General features: G+C 69.0%; 15 protein-coding genes. 3 read left to right on the top strand and 12 right to left on the bottom strand.

Annotated elements, in window-relative coordinates:
* Positions 1–85: 85 nt before the first annotated feature.
* The 6 genes from bamB to ndk all read right to left on the bottom strand — a co-directional run bounded on the left by bamB (position 86) and on the right by ndk (position 5287).
* A complete protein-coding gene (gene bamB / locus FZO89_RS16920; RefSeq protein WP_149104596.1) occupies positions 86–1312 on the bottom strand; it encodes an outer membrane protein assembly factor BamB in 1227 nt (408 codons plus the stop codon).
* Positions 1312–1944: a YfgM family protein gene (locus FZO89_RS16915; protein WP_149104595.1), complete on the bottom strand. Its 633-nt coding sequence runs from the start codon at positions 1942–1944 to the stop codon at positions 1312–1314. The genes bamB and FZO89_RS16915 overlap by 1 nt, the downstream gene beginning before the upstream one ends.
* Positions 1945–2051: 107 nt before the next feature.
* Positions 2052–2882, bottom strand: a complete 831-nt coding sequence (locus FZO89_RS16910) for a helix-turn-helix domain-containing protein (protein ID WP_149104594.1) — start codon at positions 2880–2882, stop codon at positions 2052–2054.
* Complete coding sequence (locus tag FZO89_RS16905; RefSeq protein WP_149104593.1) at positions 2879–3694, bottom strand: tetratricopeptide repeat protein; 816 nt, start codon at positions 3692–3694, stop codon at positions 2879–2881. Before FZO89_RS16905 ends, FZO89_RS16910 begins: the two co-directional genes overlap by 4 nt.
* Complete coding sequence (gene rlmN, locus FZO89_RS16900) at positions 3681–4835, bottom strand: dual-specificity RNA methyltransferase RlmN (protein ID WP_149104592.1); 1155 nt, start codon at positions 4833–4835, stop codon at positions 3681–3683. The genes FZO89_RS16905 and rlmN overlap by 14 nt, the downstream gene beginning before the upstream one ends.
* 26 nt (positions 4836–4861) lie before the next feature.
* Positions 4862–5287 carry a nucleoside-diphosphate kinase gene (ndk, locus tag FZO89_RS16895; RefSeq protein ID WP_149104591.1) on the bottom strand — a complete coding sequence of 142 codons (426 nt, stop codon included), beginning with the start codon at positions 5285–5287 and terminating at the stop codon, positions 4862–4864.
* A gap of 197 nt (positions 5288–5484) precedes the next feature.
* Between ndk and FZO89_RS16890 the strand changes: the two genes are divergently transcribed.
* From FZO89_RS16890 to FZO89_RS16880, 3 genes are all read left to right on the top strand, one after another.
* Positions 5485–6105: a TetR/AcrR family transcriptional regulator gene (locus tag FZO89_RS16890; protein WP_149104590.1), complete on the top strand. Its 621-nt coding sequence runs from the start codon at positions 5485–5487 to the stop codon at positions 6103–6105.
* A gap of 29 nt (positions 6106–6134) precedes the next feature.
* A complete protein-coding gene (locus tag FZO89_RS16885; RefSeq protein ID WP_149104589.1) occupies positions 6135–8507 on the top strand; it encodes a 3-hydroxyacyl-CoA dehydrogenase/enoyl-CoA hydratase family protein in 2373 nt (790 codons plus the stop codon).
* Positions 8508–8663: 156 nt separating this feature from the next.
* Positions 8664–9866 carry an acetyl-CoA C-acyltransferase gene (locus FZO89_RS16880; RefSeq protein WP_149104588.1) on the top strand — a complete coding sequence of 401 codons (1203 nt, stop codon included), beginning with the start codon at positions 8664–8666 and terminating at the stop codon, positions 9864–9866.
* 76 nt (positions 9867–9942) lie between these two features.
* Here FZO89_RS16880 and galU read toward each other — a convergent pair whose 3' ends face one another.
* From galU to FZO89_RS16850, 6 genes are read right to left on the bottom strand one after another with little or no spacing between them, the layout of a single operon-like run.
* Entirely contained in the window at positions 9943–10845 is a 903-nt protein-coding gene (gene galU, locus FZO89_RS16875) for a UTP--glucose-1-phosphate uridylyltransferase GalU (protein WP_149104587.1), read from the bottom strand.
* Complete coding sequence (locus FZO89_RS16870; RefSeq protein WP_149104586.1) at positions 10842–12752, bottom strand: polysaccharide biosynthesis protein; 1911 nt, start codon at positions 12750–12752, stop codon at positions 10842–10844. Before FZO89_RS16870 ends, galU begins: the two co-directional genes overlap by 4 nt.
* Before the next feature lie 2 nt (positions 12753–12754).
* On the bottom strand, positions 12755–13774 hold the full coding sequence (locus FZO89_RS16865; protein WP_149104585.1) for an MraY family glycosyltransferase: 1020 nt from the start codon (positions 13772–13774) through the stop codon (positions 12755–12757).
* Positions 13774–14952 carry a lipopolysaccharide assembly protein LapB gene (gene lapB / locus FZO89_RS16860; RefSeq protein ID WP_149104584.1) on the bottom strand — a complete coding sequence of 393 codons (1179 nt, stop codon included), beginning with the start codon at positions 14950–14952 and terminating at the stop codon, positions 13774–13776. The genes FZO89_RS16865 and lapB overlap by 1 nt, the downstream gene beginning before the upstream one ends.
* Before the next feature lie 4 nt (positions 14953–14956).
* Complete coding sequence (locus FZO89_RS16855) at positions 14957–15226, bottom strand: lipopolysaccharide assembly protein LapA domain-containing protein (RefSeq protein WP_149104583.1); 270 nt, start codon at positions 15224–15226, stop codon at positions 14957–14959.
* Positions 15227–15255: 29 nt separating this feature from the next.
* A complete protein-coding gene (locus tag FZO89_RS16850; RefSeq protein WP_149104582.1) occupies positions 15256–15558 on the bottom strand; it encodes an integration host factor subunit beta in 303 nt (100 codons plus the stop codon).
* Between the last annotated feature and the right edge of the window lie 95 nt (positions 15559–15653).

Here is a 15653-nt window from a genome sequence, read left to right as displayed (position 1 = left end):
CGCATGCGTCGTCCCGCAACCGTGCCGCGCAGCGAGAACGCAGTGCGGCGTGACGGGCAGGCGGCGCCTGCCCCTTGCGGACCGGTTACTGCACGCGCCAGGCGGTCAGGTCGCCGTCCACGTCCTGCACGACGAGAACGCCGTCGGCCACCACCGGCGCACCCTTGATGGCGCTGCCACCGACCCGCTCGCGCGCGGCGAACTCGCCATTGTCCAGGCGCAGCCAGTGCAGGTAGCCGTCGTAGTCGCCGACGACCGCGTAGTCGCCCTGGATCGCCACGCCGCTCAGGTTGCGGCGGGCCAGTGCCGGCTGCTCCCAGCTGGCGCTGCCCGAGCTGCGGTCCAGGCCCCATACCGAGCCGTCGCGATCGGACACAACCAGCTTGTCGACCGCCAGGCCGGGCCGGTTGGAACCGCCATGGTCGCTGCCCCAGATCGGGCGGCCGCTGGGCGCATCGATCGCCACGGTCGCCTGCTTGTAGCTGCTGGCGTACAGCACGGTGCCGTCGAGCACGGGCGTGCCGTCGACATCGGCCATGCGGTCGAGCTCGGTGCGCCCGTCCGGCTGCGCCACCGGCACCTCCCAGAGCTGGCGGCCGTCGGCGATCGCGAGCGCCGCCAGGGTGCCATCGTCGTTGCCGACGAAGACGAAGCCCGGGCCGAGCACCGGACTGTCGTTGCCGCGCACGGTCAGCGTCGGCAGCTCCTGGGTCCAGAACCAGCGCCGTTCGCCGCTGGCGACGTCGAACGCGGTCACGCGCCCGTCGTTGGAACGCACGAACACCAGGCCCTGCCCGATGGCGGGCGCGGCGATCACCTCGTTGGTCACCTGCGCCTGCCAGCGCTCGGCGCCGGTCGCCGCGTCGAGCGCGACCACTTCGCCCTGCAGGCTGCCGACCACGACCAGTCCCTCGCCGACGCCGGGGCCGCCGCTGAGCCGGAGCTCCGAGTCGTACTGCCACACCGTGTCGCCCGACTGCAGGTCGTACGCACGCACGCCACCCTCCACCGCCGCCGCGTAGACACGGCCGTCGGCGATCGCCGGCGCCTGGCGCACGCCGAGCCGGTCCTCGCCCTTGCCGGCGCTGGCCGACCACAGCCGGGATACGGTTGCCGAGGGCGTGAACTCGACCAGTTCGGCCGGTTCGGCGGCCTTCTTCGCCGCGGCCTTCTCGCCATCGCCGTCGAACCAGCCCCTGACGGTGCTGCAGCCGGCGAGCGCGAACACGCAGGCGAGCAGGACGAGGGTACGGCCTGCGCGGAGGCGCCGGCCGGTTTGCGGTGCGCCCGGCGCGGTGCTGTCGGACTTCATCAGGATTCGTTTCCGGTCGTGTCCGGCGAGCCGCCGGCCTGGGTCAGTTTCAGTTCGAGCAACTGGCGCTGCGGTGCGGCGACATCGAGCTTGCGCAACGCTTCTTCGTAATCGGTGCGTGCTTCCTCGGTCTTTCCGAGCGCGAAGCGGGCGTCGCCGCGGGTTTCGATCGAGGAGGCATCCTCGGCACCGGCGAGCAGCGTCAGCGCTTCCTCACCCTTGCCGGCGTCGACCAGAAGGCGCGCGAGCCGTTGCCGGATCACCGCCGCCAGCCCCGGATCCTCGCTGCCGGCGGCGCGCAGCGTGGCGATCGCCTCGTCGCGCTTGCCGGCGTCGAGCTGGGCCTTGGCCAGGTCGAGCGCGGCCAGCGCGGCATACGCGGTTCCGGCCAGCGGCGCGGCTTCGGTCCGGGCCTTCTCCAGATCGCCCGCCTGCAGCGTCTTCTGCACGGTGTCGTAGGTTTCGCCGGTCGCGACCCGTTCCTGGTGCGCCCGCTGCATCCACCACTTGCCGCCGCCGATCAGGGCCAGGCCAAGTGCGAGCCCGCCGATCAGGCCGAGGCTGTTCTGCTTCAGCCAGTCACGGACCTTCTCGCCTTGTTCGTGCTCGTCGAGCAGTTCATCCAACGCCATCGTCTACTGCCAGTGGGTCCTGTCCGCGGCCGATGGCGGGACAAGCGGAGCGATCGGGAACACCCGGCGTCGGAGCCGGGCGCGCATTCCATCGGGTGGTCGCGGCGCTACTGGCCGGCCGGTGCGATGGAGCCGTCAGAGGATACCGTAAAGCGCGCGACGTTCGCTCGCTGGAAGGCAGACAGATCCTGAACGCTGTCGCTGCCCCGCACCTCGACCGCATCGGCGTTTCCGATCACGACGCGACCGACCTCGCCCTTGCCGTAATCGCGGCGTTCGCCGGCCTCGAGCAGGCCGCGTTCGAGCACGTCGCCATTGGCGTCGAAGATTTCCACCCAGCTGTCCCCGGAGAATCGCAGGGACAGCGCGGGTGCCGGTTCGTCCCGCTTCGCCGCACGCTGCGGCAGCGACGCCATCGACGCCACCAGCGGGCGCGGGCCCGGATCGACCGGCACGGCAACCGGGGTGCCGGCAGTCGTCGACGCCGGACCGGGTGCCGGGTCGAGCGAGGCGTCGACCCGGATCTGCGAGTCCAGGTGCGAACGCGTCGCCATCCAGACCGGCACCGCGATCAGCGCGGTGATCACGATGTAGACCATGCGCCCCATCATCCTGTCGGCGACCCGGCGCAGCGGCGGCGTATACGTCCGCGGCTCGAGCCGCGCCGGCTCGATCGGCAGCGAGGCGGAGGCGGCGGGCAGGTCCTGTTCGATGCGAACGCCCAGCAGGCGCGCGTAGCTGCGCAGCTGTCCGCGGACGAAGACCGGGGCATCCAGCCGGTCCCAGGCATCGGCCTCGAGCGACTCGATCACCCGGACCGGCATCTTCAGGCGCCGTGCCACCTCGGCGATTTCAAGGCCAGCGGCCTCGCGCGCGTGGCGCAGGCGCTCGCCGTCTCCATGGCTGTGCTGGCCAGCGATCTGGTCGGAAGACGTCATGGTGTGATGCTTTCCCCTGGAAACGCGTTCCCTGCCTGCGGAAACTCCATCCTCAGGCGGCGAACATAACGGGCCGCGGCGACGCTGTCGCCGAGTTTATCCTCGATCCGTGACGCCAATTCGAGTGTAGCGGGCGTCGCCGGTGCCGCCGCGAGCCGGCGTTCGGAGAACGCGCGGGCTTCGAGGTAGCGTCCGCGGCGGAAGGCGTCCTCTGCCATCGCGCCAAGCGCCACGGCATTGGTGGGCTCGAGTTCGAGCGCGGCGCGCAGATCGCGTTCGACCCGGTCGTACTGCCCTGCCTTCGCAGCGCAGGCGCCGGCATTGGCCATCGCGCCGGCGCGGTCGCCATAACGCGGGTCGCGCAGCGCATTGTCGAACCATTCCAGGGACTCGCCGGCCCGCTCGTTGCCGCACAGCCATGCGCCGTAGTTGTTGTAGGTGGCCCCCGACGGCCCCACGCGCGCGGCTTCCGCGTGATGCTGCCCGGCCAGTTCGTGCCGCCCCTGGCGGCCGGCCACCAGGGCCATCACGGTATGCGCTTCGGGCAGGGAGGGGTCGGCCTTGAGCGCCGCCCGGGCCTCTGCAGCCGCTTCGTCCAGTTCGCCCGCGCGCAGCTTGCGGTCCGCGGCCGAGATCCTGCGGCGCGCTTCCATCCGGGACTTCCCGCTGGCCGATTCCTTGAAGGTGTACTCGGGTGCGATCTGGTCCATGCCCTTGCGCTGCGCGCTCGGCTTGACGAACGTCAGCCGCGAGCAGGCCGTCGCCAGCAGGGTCAGGGTCGCCGCCAGCAGCACCAGCTCAAGCGGCCGCATCGACGCCCCCCGCCTGCAGCCGCTTGCGGAATTCCGCCTGGCGCCGGGTGCGGTCCATCACCTGGCCCTTGAGCTGGCCGCAGGCGGCGTCGATGTCGTCGCCACGCGTGCGCCGCACCGGCGCGATCCGCCCCGCTTCGTTGAGCAGCTTCTGGAAACGGCGGATGGCGGCGTCGTCGGGGCGCTCGAAACGCGTGCCGGGGAACGGGTTGAACGGGATCAGGTTGACCTTGGCCGCGTCTTTCATCTGCAGCCGGTTGTCGAAGTCGCGCATCAGCCGGATCAACCCGCGCGCATGCTGCGGCTGGTCGTTGACGTCCTTCATCAGCGTGTATTCGAAGGTCACCGATTCGCCGCGCTTGCGCTGCGCGTAGCGCACGCACGATTCCATCAGTTCGGCGATCGGATACTTCCTGTTGAGCGGCACCAGCTGGCTGCGCAACTCGTCGTCGGGCGCGTGCAGCGAAACCGCCAGCGAAACATCGCTCACCTCGCCAAGCCTGTCGATCATGGGCACGAGACCCGCGGTGGACAGAGTGACGCGCTTGTTGGCGAGGCCGTAGCCGAGATCGTCGCGCATCACGCTCATCGCGCCCACCACGTTGTCGAAGTTCATGAGCGGCTCGCCCATGCCCATCATCACCACGTTGGTGAGCCTGCGCTGCTTGTGCGGGACGTTGCCCAGGTGCTTCGCGGCCGTCCAGACCTGGCCGATGATCTCGGCGGTGGACAGGTTGCGGTTGAAGCCCTGGGTGGCGGTGGAGCAGAACTGGCAGTTGAGCGCGCAACCCACCTGCGATGACACGCACAGCGTGCCGCGGCCCTTGTCGGGGATGTAGACGGTTTCGATGGCGTTGCTGCCATCCATCGCCAGCAACCACTTGTGGGTGCCGTCGCTGGAGGGCTTCTCGAACTGGACCTGCGGCACGCGGATCTCGGCGTGTGCTTCGAGCTTGGCGCGCAGCGCCTTGCCCAGGTCGGTCATCTGTTCGAATGCGGTGACGTGGCGGTGGTGGATCCACTTCATCACCTGGTGGGCGCGGAAACGCTTCTCGCCGAGGGTATCGGCGAAGAAGCGCTCCAGGCCCTCGCGATCGAGGTCGAGCAGGTTGCGTTTCGTGCTGGCTGCGACTTCGGTCACTTCAACGGGATCGGATCAGAGGACGGTCAACGGGGAAACACTTCGGTGCTGGCGAAGAAGTACGCGATTTCGATCGCGGCGTTCTCCGCCGAATCGGACCCGTGCACCGCGTTGGCATCGATGCTGTCGGCGAAGTCCGCGCGGATCGTGCCGGCCGCCGCTTCCTTGGGATTGGTCGCGCCCATCAGCTCGCGGTTCTTCAGCACCGCGCCCTCGCCCTCGAGCACCTGGATCATCACCGGGCCGCTGATCATGAACTCGACCAGCGCGTTGAAGAACGGGCGTTCGCTATGCACCGCGTAGAAGCCTTCGGCCTCCTTGCGCGAGAGGTGCTTCATCTTCGAGGCGACGACCTTCAGGCCGCCCTTCTCGAAACGGGAATAGATCTCGCCGATCACGTTCTTCGCGACCGCGTCGGGCTTGATGATGGAAAGGGTGCGCTCCAGCGCCATGGACGTTCTCCGGGCAGGGCCGCTCGCTCAGGAGACGGCCAGATTAACATGGAAAAACCCGCGTGTGGACGCGGGTTTAGCCGATATGGCTGCGGTAATTCTATCGGATTGTGCGGCAAAGCAGCAGCCGGTTGTTTGCACCCTTGCGCCACTCCGCCTAAGATCAAACAAGCGTTTGATTGAGCGACGGAGGCAGGATGGCGGTGACCGCACAGCAGTTCTCGACCAAGGACCGGATCCTCGGTGCGGCCGAGGAGCTGTTCGCCCTGCACGGGTTCTCCGGGACGTCGCTGCGGCAGGTCACCACCCGCGCCGCCGTCAACATCGCCGCGGTCAACTACCACTTCGGCAGCAAGGAAAACCTGGTCAACGAGGTCTTCCGGCGGCGCATGGACGTGATGAGCGGGCAGCGCCTGGAACGGTTGCGCGTGGCCCTGGCCGAGCGCCCGGGAGAGCTGGAGCCGATCCTCGCCGCCTTCGTCGAGCCGGCGCTGGACCTGGCCCAGGATCGCCACGGCGGCGCCTTCATCCGCGTGATCGCGCGTGCCTACGCCGAGAAGAACGACAGTCTGCGCAAGTTCCTGTCGGACCAGTACGGCCATGTGCAGCGCGATTTCGCACGCGCGATCGCCGGCTGCCTGCCCGCCATGGGCAAGGAGCAACTGTACTGGCGGCTCGACTTCCTCGGCGGCGCGCTGACCTATGCCATGGCCGATTTCGGCCTGATCAAGCGGCCCCAGGGTGCCAGCGAGGCCGCGCATCGGGAACGGGCCGCGCGCGAACTGATCCGCTTTGCCGCGGCCGGATTCAAGGCTTGATTCCTTTACGAAACAAACGGATGAACAACATGTCTGAGAAACTGCTTGTACGGCGTGCCGCGGTGCTTGGCGCCGGCGTGATGGGGGCGCAGATCGCCGCGCACCTGACCAACGCCGGGGTCGATACGGTCCTGTTCGACCTGCCCGCAAAGGAGGGCGATCCGAACGGCGTGGTCAACAAGGCGCTCGCTGGCCTGTTGAAACTCAGCCCGGCCCCGCTCGCCGCCAGGTCGCTGGCCGGGGCGATCGTGCCGGCCAATTACGACACCGGGCTGGACCTGCTCCGCGATTGCGACCTGATCATCGAGGCGATCGCCGAGCGGATGGACTGGAAGCAGGACCTGTACCGCAGGATCGCCCCGTTCGTCCCCGCCCATGCGGTCCTTGCCAGCAACACTTCTGGATTGGGAATCAATGCCTTGGCGGATGTTCTTCCCGAAGAACTTCGTCACCGGTTCTGCGGTGTGCACTTCTTCAATCCGCCCCGCTACATGCACCTGGCCGAACTGATCCCGGCCAGGACCACCGATCCGGCCGTGCTCGAAGGCCTGGAAACCTTCCTCACCACCACCCTGGGCAAGGGGGTGGTCTACGCCAGGGACACGCCGAACTTCATCGGCAACCGCATCGGCGTGTTCTCGATCCTCGCCACCGCGCACCACACCGCCGGGTTCGGGCTGGGCTTCGACGAGGCCGATGCCCTGACCGGTCCGCTGATCGGCCGGCCGAAGTCGGCGACCTATCGCACCTCGGACGTGGTCGGTCTCGACACCATGGCCCATGTCATCAAGACCATGGCCGATACCCTGCCGGACGATCCGTGGCACGAGTACTTCCGCTCGCCGAAATGGCTCGAGGCGCTGGTGGCCAAGGGCGCGCTGGGGCAGAAGACGGGTGCGGGGGTCTTCCGCAAGGCCGGCAAGGACATCCTGGTGCTCGATGTCGAGAAGCAGAACTACCGCCCGGCCGACCGCAAGGCCGCCGACGAGGTCGTCGAGATCCTCAAGACGAAGAACCCCGCCGAGAAGTTCGCGAAGCTGCGCGAGAGCCAGCACCCGCAGGCACGGTTCCTGTGGGCGGTGTTCCGCGACCTGTTCCACTACAGCGCCTACCACCTGGCCGACATCGCCGAGACCGCGCGCGACGTCGACCTGGCCATCCGCTGGGGCTACGGCTGGTCGCTGGGCCCGTTCGAGACCTGGCAGGCGGCGGGCTGGAAGCAGGTGGCGCAGTGGATCGCCGACGACATCGTCGCCGGCGAGGCCATGAGCAGCGCTCCCCTGCCCGACTGGGTGTTCGACGGGCGCGAGGGCGTCCACGCCGGCGAAGGCAGCTACAGCCCGAAGCAGGACGCCAAGCTGCCGCGCTCGTCGCTGGCCGTGTACAAGCGCCAGCGCTTCCCCGATCCGCTGCTGGGCGAGTCGTTCCCGCAGGGCGAGACCGTGTTCGAGAACGACGGCGTGCGCCTGTGGACGGACGGCGACGACATCGGCGTGGTGTCTTTCAAGACCAAGATGCACACCGTCTCCGACCAGGTGCTCGACGGCCTGCAGGAAGCGGTCGGCATCGCCGAGAGGAAGTTCGCCGGACTGGTGATCTGGCAGCCGAAGGAGCCGTTCTCCGCAGGCGCCGACCTCGCCGGCGCGCTGGGCCTGCTGCAGGCCGGCAAGGTCGACGCCTTCGAGGCGATGGTGGCCAACTTCCAGGCCACGAGCCAACGCATCAAGTACTCGCTGGTGCCGGTGGTGGCCGCGGTCCGGGGCCTGGCCCTGGGCGGCGGCTGCGAGTTCCAGATGCACTCGGCGCGCACCGTGGCGCACCTGGAAAGCTACATCGGCCTGGTCGAGGCCGGCGTCGGCCTGCTACCGGCCGGCGGCGGGCTCAAGGAGATCGCGGTGCGGGCATCCGAGGCCGCGGGCCCGGGCGGTGACGTGTTCGCCGAACTGAAGAAGACGTTCGAGACGGTGGCGATGGCCAAGGTCTCCACGTCCGCGGTGGAGGCGAAGGAACTCGGGCTGCTGCGCGCGGGCGACAGGATCGCCTTCAACGCCTACGAGCTGCTGCACATCGCCAGGGCCGAAGCGCGCGGCCTGGCCGAGACGGGCTACCGCCCGCCCCTGCCCGCCCGCAACATCCGCGTCGCCGGCGACGTGGGCATCGCCACCTTCCGCATGCTGCTGGTGAACATGCTCGAAGGCCGGTTCATCAGCGCCTACGACGACGAGATCGCGACCCGCATCGCCACCGTGCTGTGCGGCGGCGAGGTCGACCGCGGTGCGCTGGTGGACGAGGACTGGCTGATCCGGCTGGAGCGCAAGCACTTCGTCGAGCTCGCGCAGCAGGAAAAGACCCAGGCGCGGATCGGCCACATGCTCAAGACCGGCAAGCCTTTGCGCAACTGACGTTGCGCGGGATTCGGGATTCGGGATTCGAAACAGCGGTTTTCTAATTCACCTTCAATACAATACTCGCCGGGTGCGGGGCGTCGTTCGGATAGCGGGATTCGCTTTTGCGAATCCCCAATTCCGAATCCCCAATCCCGGCGTTCGGAGAACGCCATGAAACAGATCCAGGACGCCTACATCGTCGCCGCCACCCGTACCCCGGTCGGCAAGGCGCCCAAGGGCGTGTTCCGCAACACCCGCCCCGACGACATGCTCGCGCACGTGTTGCGCAGCGTGGTCGCGCAGGCGCCGGGCATCGACGTCAACCGCATCGACGACGCGATCATCGGCTGCGCCATGCCGGAGGGCGAGCAGGGCATGAACGTGGCGCGCATCGGCGTGCTGCTCGCCGGCCTGCCCGACACCGTGGCAGCGCAGACCATCAACCGGTTCTGTTCGTCCGGCCTGCAGGCGGTGGCGCTGGCGGCCGACCAGATCCGGCTGGGCAACACCGACCTGATGCTGGCCGGCGGCACCGAGTCGATGTCGATGGTGCCGATGATGGGCAACAAGGTCGCGCTCTCGCCCTCGGTATTCAAGGACGACCATGTCGCCATCGCCTATGGCATGGGCATCACCGCCGAGAAGGTCGCAGAGGAGTGGAAGGTCTCGCGCGAGGACCAGGACGCGTTCGCCCTCGCCTCGCACCGGAAGGCGCTGGCGGCGCAGGCGGCCGGCGAATTCAGCGATGAGATCACGCCGTACGAGGTGGTCTCGCACCAGCCCGACCTGGCCGGCAACACGATCCGGCTGCGCAAGCTGCTGGTAGAACAGGACGAAGGGCCGCGCGCGGATACCTCGGCCGAAGGCCTGGCCAAGCTGCGCACGGTGTTCCGCAACGGCCAGTTCGGTGGTTCGGTCACCGCCGGCAACTCCTCGCAGATGAGCGACGGCGCTGGCGCCGTGCTGCTGGCCTCGGAGCAGGCGATCAAGGACTACGGGCTTACGCCGCTGGCCCGCTTCGTCAGCTTCTCGGTCGCGGGCGTGCGTCCCGAGGTCATGGGCATCGGCCCGATCGCGGCGATCCCCAAGGCGCTGAAGCAGGCGGGCCTGTCGAAGGACCAGTTGGACTGGATCGAACTCAACGAGGCCTTCGCCGCGCAGGCACTGGCCGTGATCCGGGACTCGGAACTCGATCCGTCGAAGGTCAATCCGCTCGGCGGCGCGATCGCGCTGGGCCATCCGCTCGGCGCCACCGGCGCGGTGCGTACCGCCACCATCGTCCACGGCCTGCGCCGCCGCCAGCAGAAGTACGGCATGGTCACCATGTGCATCGGCACCGGCATGGGCGCGGCGGGAATCTTCGAGGCGCTGTAGACGGCGACCGCGCACCTCGCCGCGATCGGAAACGGCGCCTCGCGGCGCCGTTGTCCGTCACACGGGCCGCAACGCGTCAGGCGGCCTCGATGACGCCCAGTTCCTGCAGGGCCCGCGCCATGCTGTCGCGCGCGGCATCGCTGATCTTCTCGTGGTCGAGCGCGAAACGGATCGTGGCCTCGACCAGGCCAATGTGCGTACCGCAGTCGAAGCGGGTGCCGCGGAAGCGGTAGGCATCGATCTGCTTCTCGCCGATCAGGCTGGCGATCGCGTCGGTCAGCTGGATCTCGCCACCGGCACCACGACCGGTCCGCTCCAGGTGGTCGAAGATCTCGCCCGGCAGGACGTAGCGTCCGACCACGGCCAGTGTGCTCGGTGCGTCGTCGGGCGCCGGCTTCTCCACGATCCGCCGGATCGCACCGCTGCGATCGTGGAAGTCGCCGGTCTCGACGATCCCGTAGCTGGCGGTCTGTTCGCGCGGCACGTCCTGCACCGCGATCGCGCCGACGCCGTTCGTGGCGGCGTGGTCGGCCATCTGCTTGAGCGCGCCGTCGCCATTGCGGTTCCAGATCAGGTCGTCCGGCAACAGCACCGCGAACGGCTCGTTGCCGACCACCGGCCTGGCGCACAGGACCGCGTGCCCGAGACCCAGCGCCTCGGCCTGGGTGACGAACACCGCCTGCACGCCCTTGGGCAGCACGTTGCGGATGAGCTCGAGCTGCTCGAGCTTGCCCGCCTTCTCCAGTTTCTGTTCGAGCTCGTAGGCCTTGTCGAAGTAATCGGCCACCGCGTGCTTGTAGCGGTTGGTCACGAACACCAGCGTGTCGCAGCCGGCCTCGATCGCCTCGTCCACGGCGTACTGGATCAGCGGCCGGTCGACGATCGGCAGCATCTCCTTGGGGACGGTCTTGGTGGCGGGAAGGAAGCGCGTTCCCAGCCCGGCGACCGGGAACACGGCCTTGCGAATGCGTTGGGTCATGTCTTGCGTGCCTGTCTTGCGGGGAATGCGACCACGGTACCGGCGCCGTCGCGGCCGGGCGTGACGACCGCCGGCCGGAACTCGGGCAGCGTGTCGCGCAGCAGCAGGGCCAGCGCCTCGGTGTCGAACGCGACCACCGCCTCGCGCAGGCGCACCAGTGCAGGCTGGATCTTCTCGGCTGACACCGACCGGGCCTCGGCCTGCAGGATCTTCGGATGCACGGTGGGACGGTAGCGTTCGTCCGCATGGAACAGCGTTTCGTGCAGTTTCTCGCCGGGTCGCAGGCCGGTGTAGACGATCGCGATATCGCGCTCGGGCTGCTTGCCGGCGAGCCGGATCATCTGCTCGGCGAGCAGCCGGATCGGGATCGGTTCGCCCATGTCCAGGGTGTAGATCGCCTGGCGCGAGCCGATCGCGACGGATTGCATGATCAGCTGGCAGGCCTCCGGGATGGTCATGAAGTAACGCGTGACTTCCGGATCGGTGACGGTCACAGGGCCGCCATTGCGGATCTGCTCGCGGAACAGCGGCACCACGCTGCCTGCCGAATCGAGCACGTTGCCGAACCGCACCGTCACGAAATGGGTGCCTTCCGGCTCGGCGAGCGACTGGCAGACCATTTCCGCCAGGCGCTTGGTCGCACCCAGCACGTTGACCGGATCGACCGCCTTGTCGGTGGAGATCAGCACGAAGGTGCCGACCTTCGCCGCGGCCGACGCCCGTGCCACGACCTCGGTGGCGAGCACGTTGTTGCGCACCGCCTCGCGCAGCTGGCCCTCCAGCATCGGCACCTGCTTGTAGGCGGCGGCGTGGAACACCGCGTCGGGGCTGGACAGGCCGAGCGCGTGCCGCATGACCGCCGGGTCGCCGCAGTCGCCGAGCACGGGGATGCACTGGATCTGGGGGAAGTCGCGCCGCAGTTCGGACTCGGCCTTGATCAGCGCGAGCTCGTCGATCTCCACCAGCGCGATCCTGCCCGCGCCATGGCGCGCGCACTGGCGGCACAGTTCGCCGCCGATCGAGCCGCCGGCGCCGGTCACGAGCACGCTGCGACCGCCGAGCCAGCCCCGGATCGCCTTCCAGTCGGGCGTCACCGGCTTGCGGCCGAGCAGGTCCTCGATCGCGACTTCCTTGAGTTCGCCGGGCAGCGACCTTCCCTCGAGCATGTCGTCCAGGCGCGGTACCGTGCGGAACGGCAGGCCGGTCCGCTCGCAGGCGGCCACGACCCGGCGCATGGTGGCGGCGTCGACCGAAGGCATCGCGATCACCAGCAGTTGCGCCGCGGTCTCGGGCGCGATCCTGGCGACGTCCTCGACCCGTCCCAGCACCGGCACCCCCTGCAGGCGGCTGCCGCGCAGCTTGGCCGCGTCGTCGAGGAAGCCGACCGGCACATAGGCGCCGGCCCGGCGCAGGTCGCGCACCAGGGTCTCTCCCGCCTGGCCGGCCCCCAGGATCAGCACCCGCAGCGCAGCCTGGTCGGTCCTGGCGATGCTGTGGTCCTTCCAGGCGCGGTACAGCAGCCGCGGCATGCCCAGCAGCGCGGTCAGCAGCAACGGATACAGCAGCAGGACCGAACGCGGCACCTGGTCGAGCCGGTTGTAGACGAACAGCACCAGCATGATCGCCAGCAGGCCGATCATGGCCGCCTTCAGGATGTTGATCAGGTCCGGCAGGCTGGCGAACCGCCAGACGCCGCGGTAAAGGCCCACCTGCCAGAACACCGCGCCCTGCGCGCCCAGCACCAGGAGCAGCTCGGTCGAAGACAGGGGCGGCACCGGCAGCAACGGCAGCATCGCGTAGCGGAAGTGATGCAGGCCCGACCAGCACAACCAGACCATGAACAGGTCATGGACGACCACCGCCATCCTCGGCACCGTGGTGGTGACCCGATCCTTCCAGTTGACCATGTTCAGGGCTTCCCGTCTCTGAGACTGCTAGGTCTTTCCCCCGCGGTGAGCCCGCGAAGCCGCTTCCATGCCAGCCCCCCCGCCAGCAGAAAGGTCAGGTACGTTGCCATGATAACCGTGGAACTCCATGAACGCATTACAAACATCGCCAGTACCGCGACCAAAGCGGCGGCGCCGTAGGCGAGCGTGACCAGCACGTGCCCGCCCCTGTTGCGCGCCCAGGCCTGATAGGCGTGCTGCACGTGCGGACGCCACCAGGCCTCGCCCCGCACCATGCGCGCAAGCAACGTCAACGACGCGTCAAGAAGAAACGGCAGCAGGGGAAACAGGTACAGCACGCGGGTGCCCCAATCCTGATGAAGGGAACCCAGCGCCAGTGCGCCTGCCAGGGCGTAGCCGAGTGCGCCACTGCCCACGTCGCCGAGAAAGATCCGGGCCCGCGGAAAATTGAACGGAAGGAAGCCGCAGGCCGCGGCGGCGAGCGCCAGGCCCGCCCAGAACACCGGTCCCTGTCCCGCGAACAGCGCGTATCCCGTCGCGACGATGGCGGCCTGGCTGGAGGCGATGCCGTCGATGCCGTCCATGAAATTCCAGACGTTGGCGAGGACGACGGCCGCGACGAACGCGGTGGCGGCATCCTCCCAGCCACCACCCTGCGTGCGCAGCGCCCATGCCAGCAGCGCCGCCGCGACCACGTGCACGCACAGGCGCGGAAGGGCCGGCAGTGGCCGGTGGTCGTCGATCCAGCCGATGCCCGACACCAGTACCAGGCCCGTCCCCGCCAGGACGGCAGCGGTGACATGCCCGGGCGCCGCCAGGACGCCAGCCGCCAGCGCAAGCAGCAGCACGACGACGATCGACACGCCGCCGCCACGCGGGGTGGCCGCGGCGTGGCTCCGGCGCTCGCCGGGCTGGTCGATCAGCCGGCGCCGCAGCGCATAGGCGCGTGCCAGCGCCGTGGTGGCGCCGCCGATGGACAGGCCGGCCAGCAGCCAGATCGCGACCGTCGCGGATGGCGCCATCAGACGACGGCGTAATTCAGCAACGGCTTGATCGTGCCCCAGTCCTTGCAGCTCGGGCACTGCCAGTGATGGCTGCGCGCGCCGAATCCGCAGCGGGTGCAGCGATAGCTCGGGTTGCGCACCAGCAGTTGCTCTGTGATGAGCCGCAGGTCCTGCAGGGTCGCGGCGAGATCGGTGTTGTCGGCCAGGGTGAGGTCGATCAGGGTGGCCTCGCCCCGCACCGAGGGGCGATCCTTCAGCTGCTGCGCAAGGTAGGCGCGCGCGGCATGGACCCCATCCTGCGCCTCGACCAGCCGGGTGAGCGCAAGCACAGGGGCGATGCCGCGGTAGTGCTCGCTCATCTCGGCGAGGAACTTGCGCGCGCCCGAAGCATCGCCGACGCGGTCGTAGGCGGCCAGCAGCGCCGGCAGCACTTCGGGAAGGAAGTCGGTGTCGTGGCGGGCCGCGCGTTCGTAGGCGCGGATCGCGGCGGCATCGTTGCCGGCATCGGTTTCCAGGCGGCCGTCGAGGATCCCCGCGCGCACCGACTTCGAATCGGCGGCGTAGGCGCGCGCGACCGCTTCCCGCGCGCCCTCGGCATCGCCGGCCAGTCGCAGGCGGTCGGCGAGCTCGCATTCGAACTGCGCCACCAGCTTGCCCATCGGCTCGCCGGTGGCGGCCTCGAAGCGGGTGGCGTTCTCGATCGCCTTGGCCCAGTCGCGCTCGGCCTCGTAGATGCCGATCAGGTGCTTGAGCGCCTGCGGCGCGCGCTGGTCGATCTTGGCCAGGTCGGTGAACACCACCTCGGCACGGTCGAGCAGCCCGGACTTCATGTAGTCCTCGCCCAGCGCGAGCAGGGCCAGGACCTTCTGCTGGTCGTTGAGGTCGGCGCGCTGCGCCAGTCCCTGGTGGAGCCGGATCGCGCGGTCGACCTCGCCGCGGCGGCGGAACAGGTGGCCGAGCGCGAGCTGGGTCTCGAAGGTTTCCTTGTCCAGCTCGGCGATGTGCAGGAACAGTTCGATCGCCTTGTCCGGCTGTTCGTTGAGCAGGTAGTTCAGGCCGCGGAAATAGGTGGTCGACAGCCGGCTGACCTGGGTGTCGCTGTGGCGCTCGCCTCCGCGGCGGCCGATGACCCAGCCGCTGAGCGCCGCGATCGGCAGCAGCAGGAAGAACCAGAACCACTCGGTGACGAATGCCATGCGCTCAGACTCCCGTGTGGTAGGGCGGTCGCGGCGGATCCTCGACCGCGCGGTCGCGCCGCTGCTGCCGCCGCAACGGCACGATCACCGCAAACGCCAGCGCGATGCCCCCGCAGAGCGCGCCCGCCAGCAATGCCGCCAGCAGCATCACGCCGAGGCTGGCATCGAGGACGGCGAACCCCAGGTCGAGGTGTACCGGCTGAGGATTCAGCGCGCCGACGGCGATGCCGATCAGGACGAACAGGAGGGCGGCGAGTATCCGGAGCAAACGCATCGCGCGAAGGCCTGGCGCGGGTGCGCGGCCTACTCCTCGGCCGGCAGCGGAATGACGGCGGTGACCCGCTCGCGCAATTCCTTGCCCGGCTTGAAATGGGGGACATGCTTGCCCGGCAGCGCGACGGCGTCGCCGGTCTTGGGATTGCGCCCGGTCCGCGGCGGCCGGAAGTGCAGCGAGAAGCTGCCGAATCCACGGATCTCGATCCGCTCCCCGTGCGCGAGCGAGCCGGCCATCATCTCCAGCAGCGACTTCACCGCCAGGTCGACGTCGTCGGCCTTCAGGTGCGCCTGGCGCTGGGTCAGGATCTCGATCAGTTCCGATTTGGTCATCGTCGACGCGCCCGTGGAAGTCCGCAAGGGCGGCCCGGACACGTGCCGGGCCGTCCCTCCTGCAACCGCCCGGCCGCGAAGGCCGGGCGTCTGCG

This window comes from Luteimonas viscosa (assembly GCF_008244685.1).
Taxonomy (GTDB): Bacteria; Pseudomonadota; Gammaproteobacteria; order Xanthomonadales; family Xanthomonadaceae; genus Luteimonas; species Luteimonas viscosa.
The sequence above is the reverse complement of the archived record's forward strand: the minus strand, read 5'-3'. Positions and strand labels throughout refer to the sequence as shown.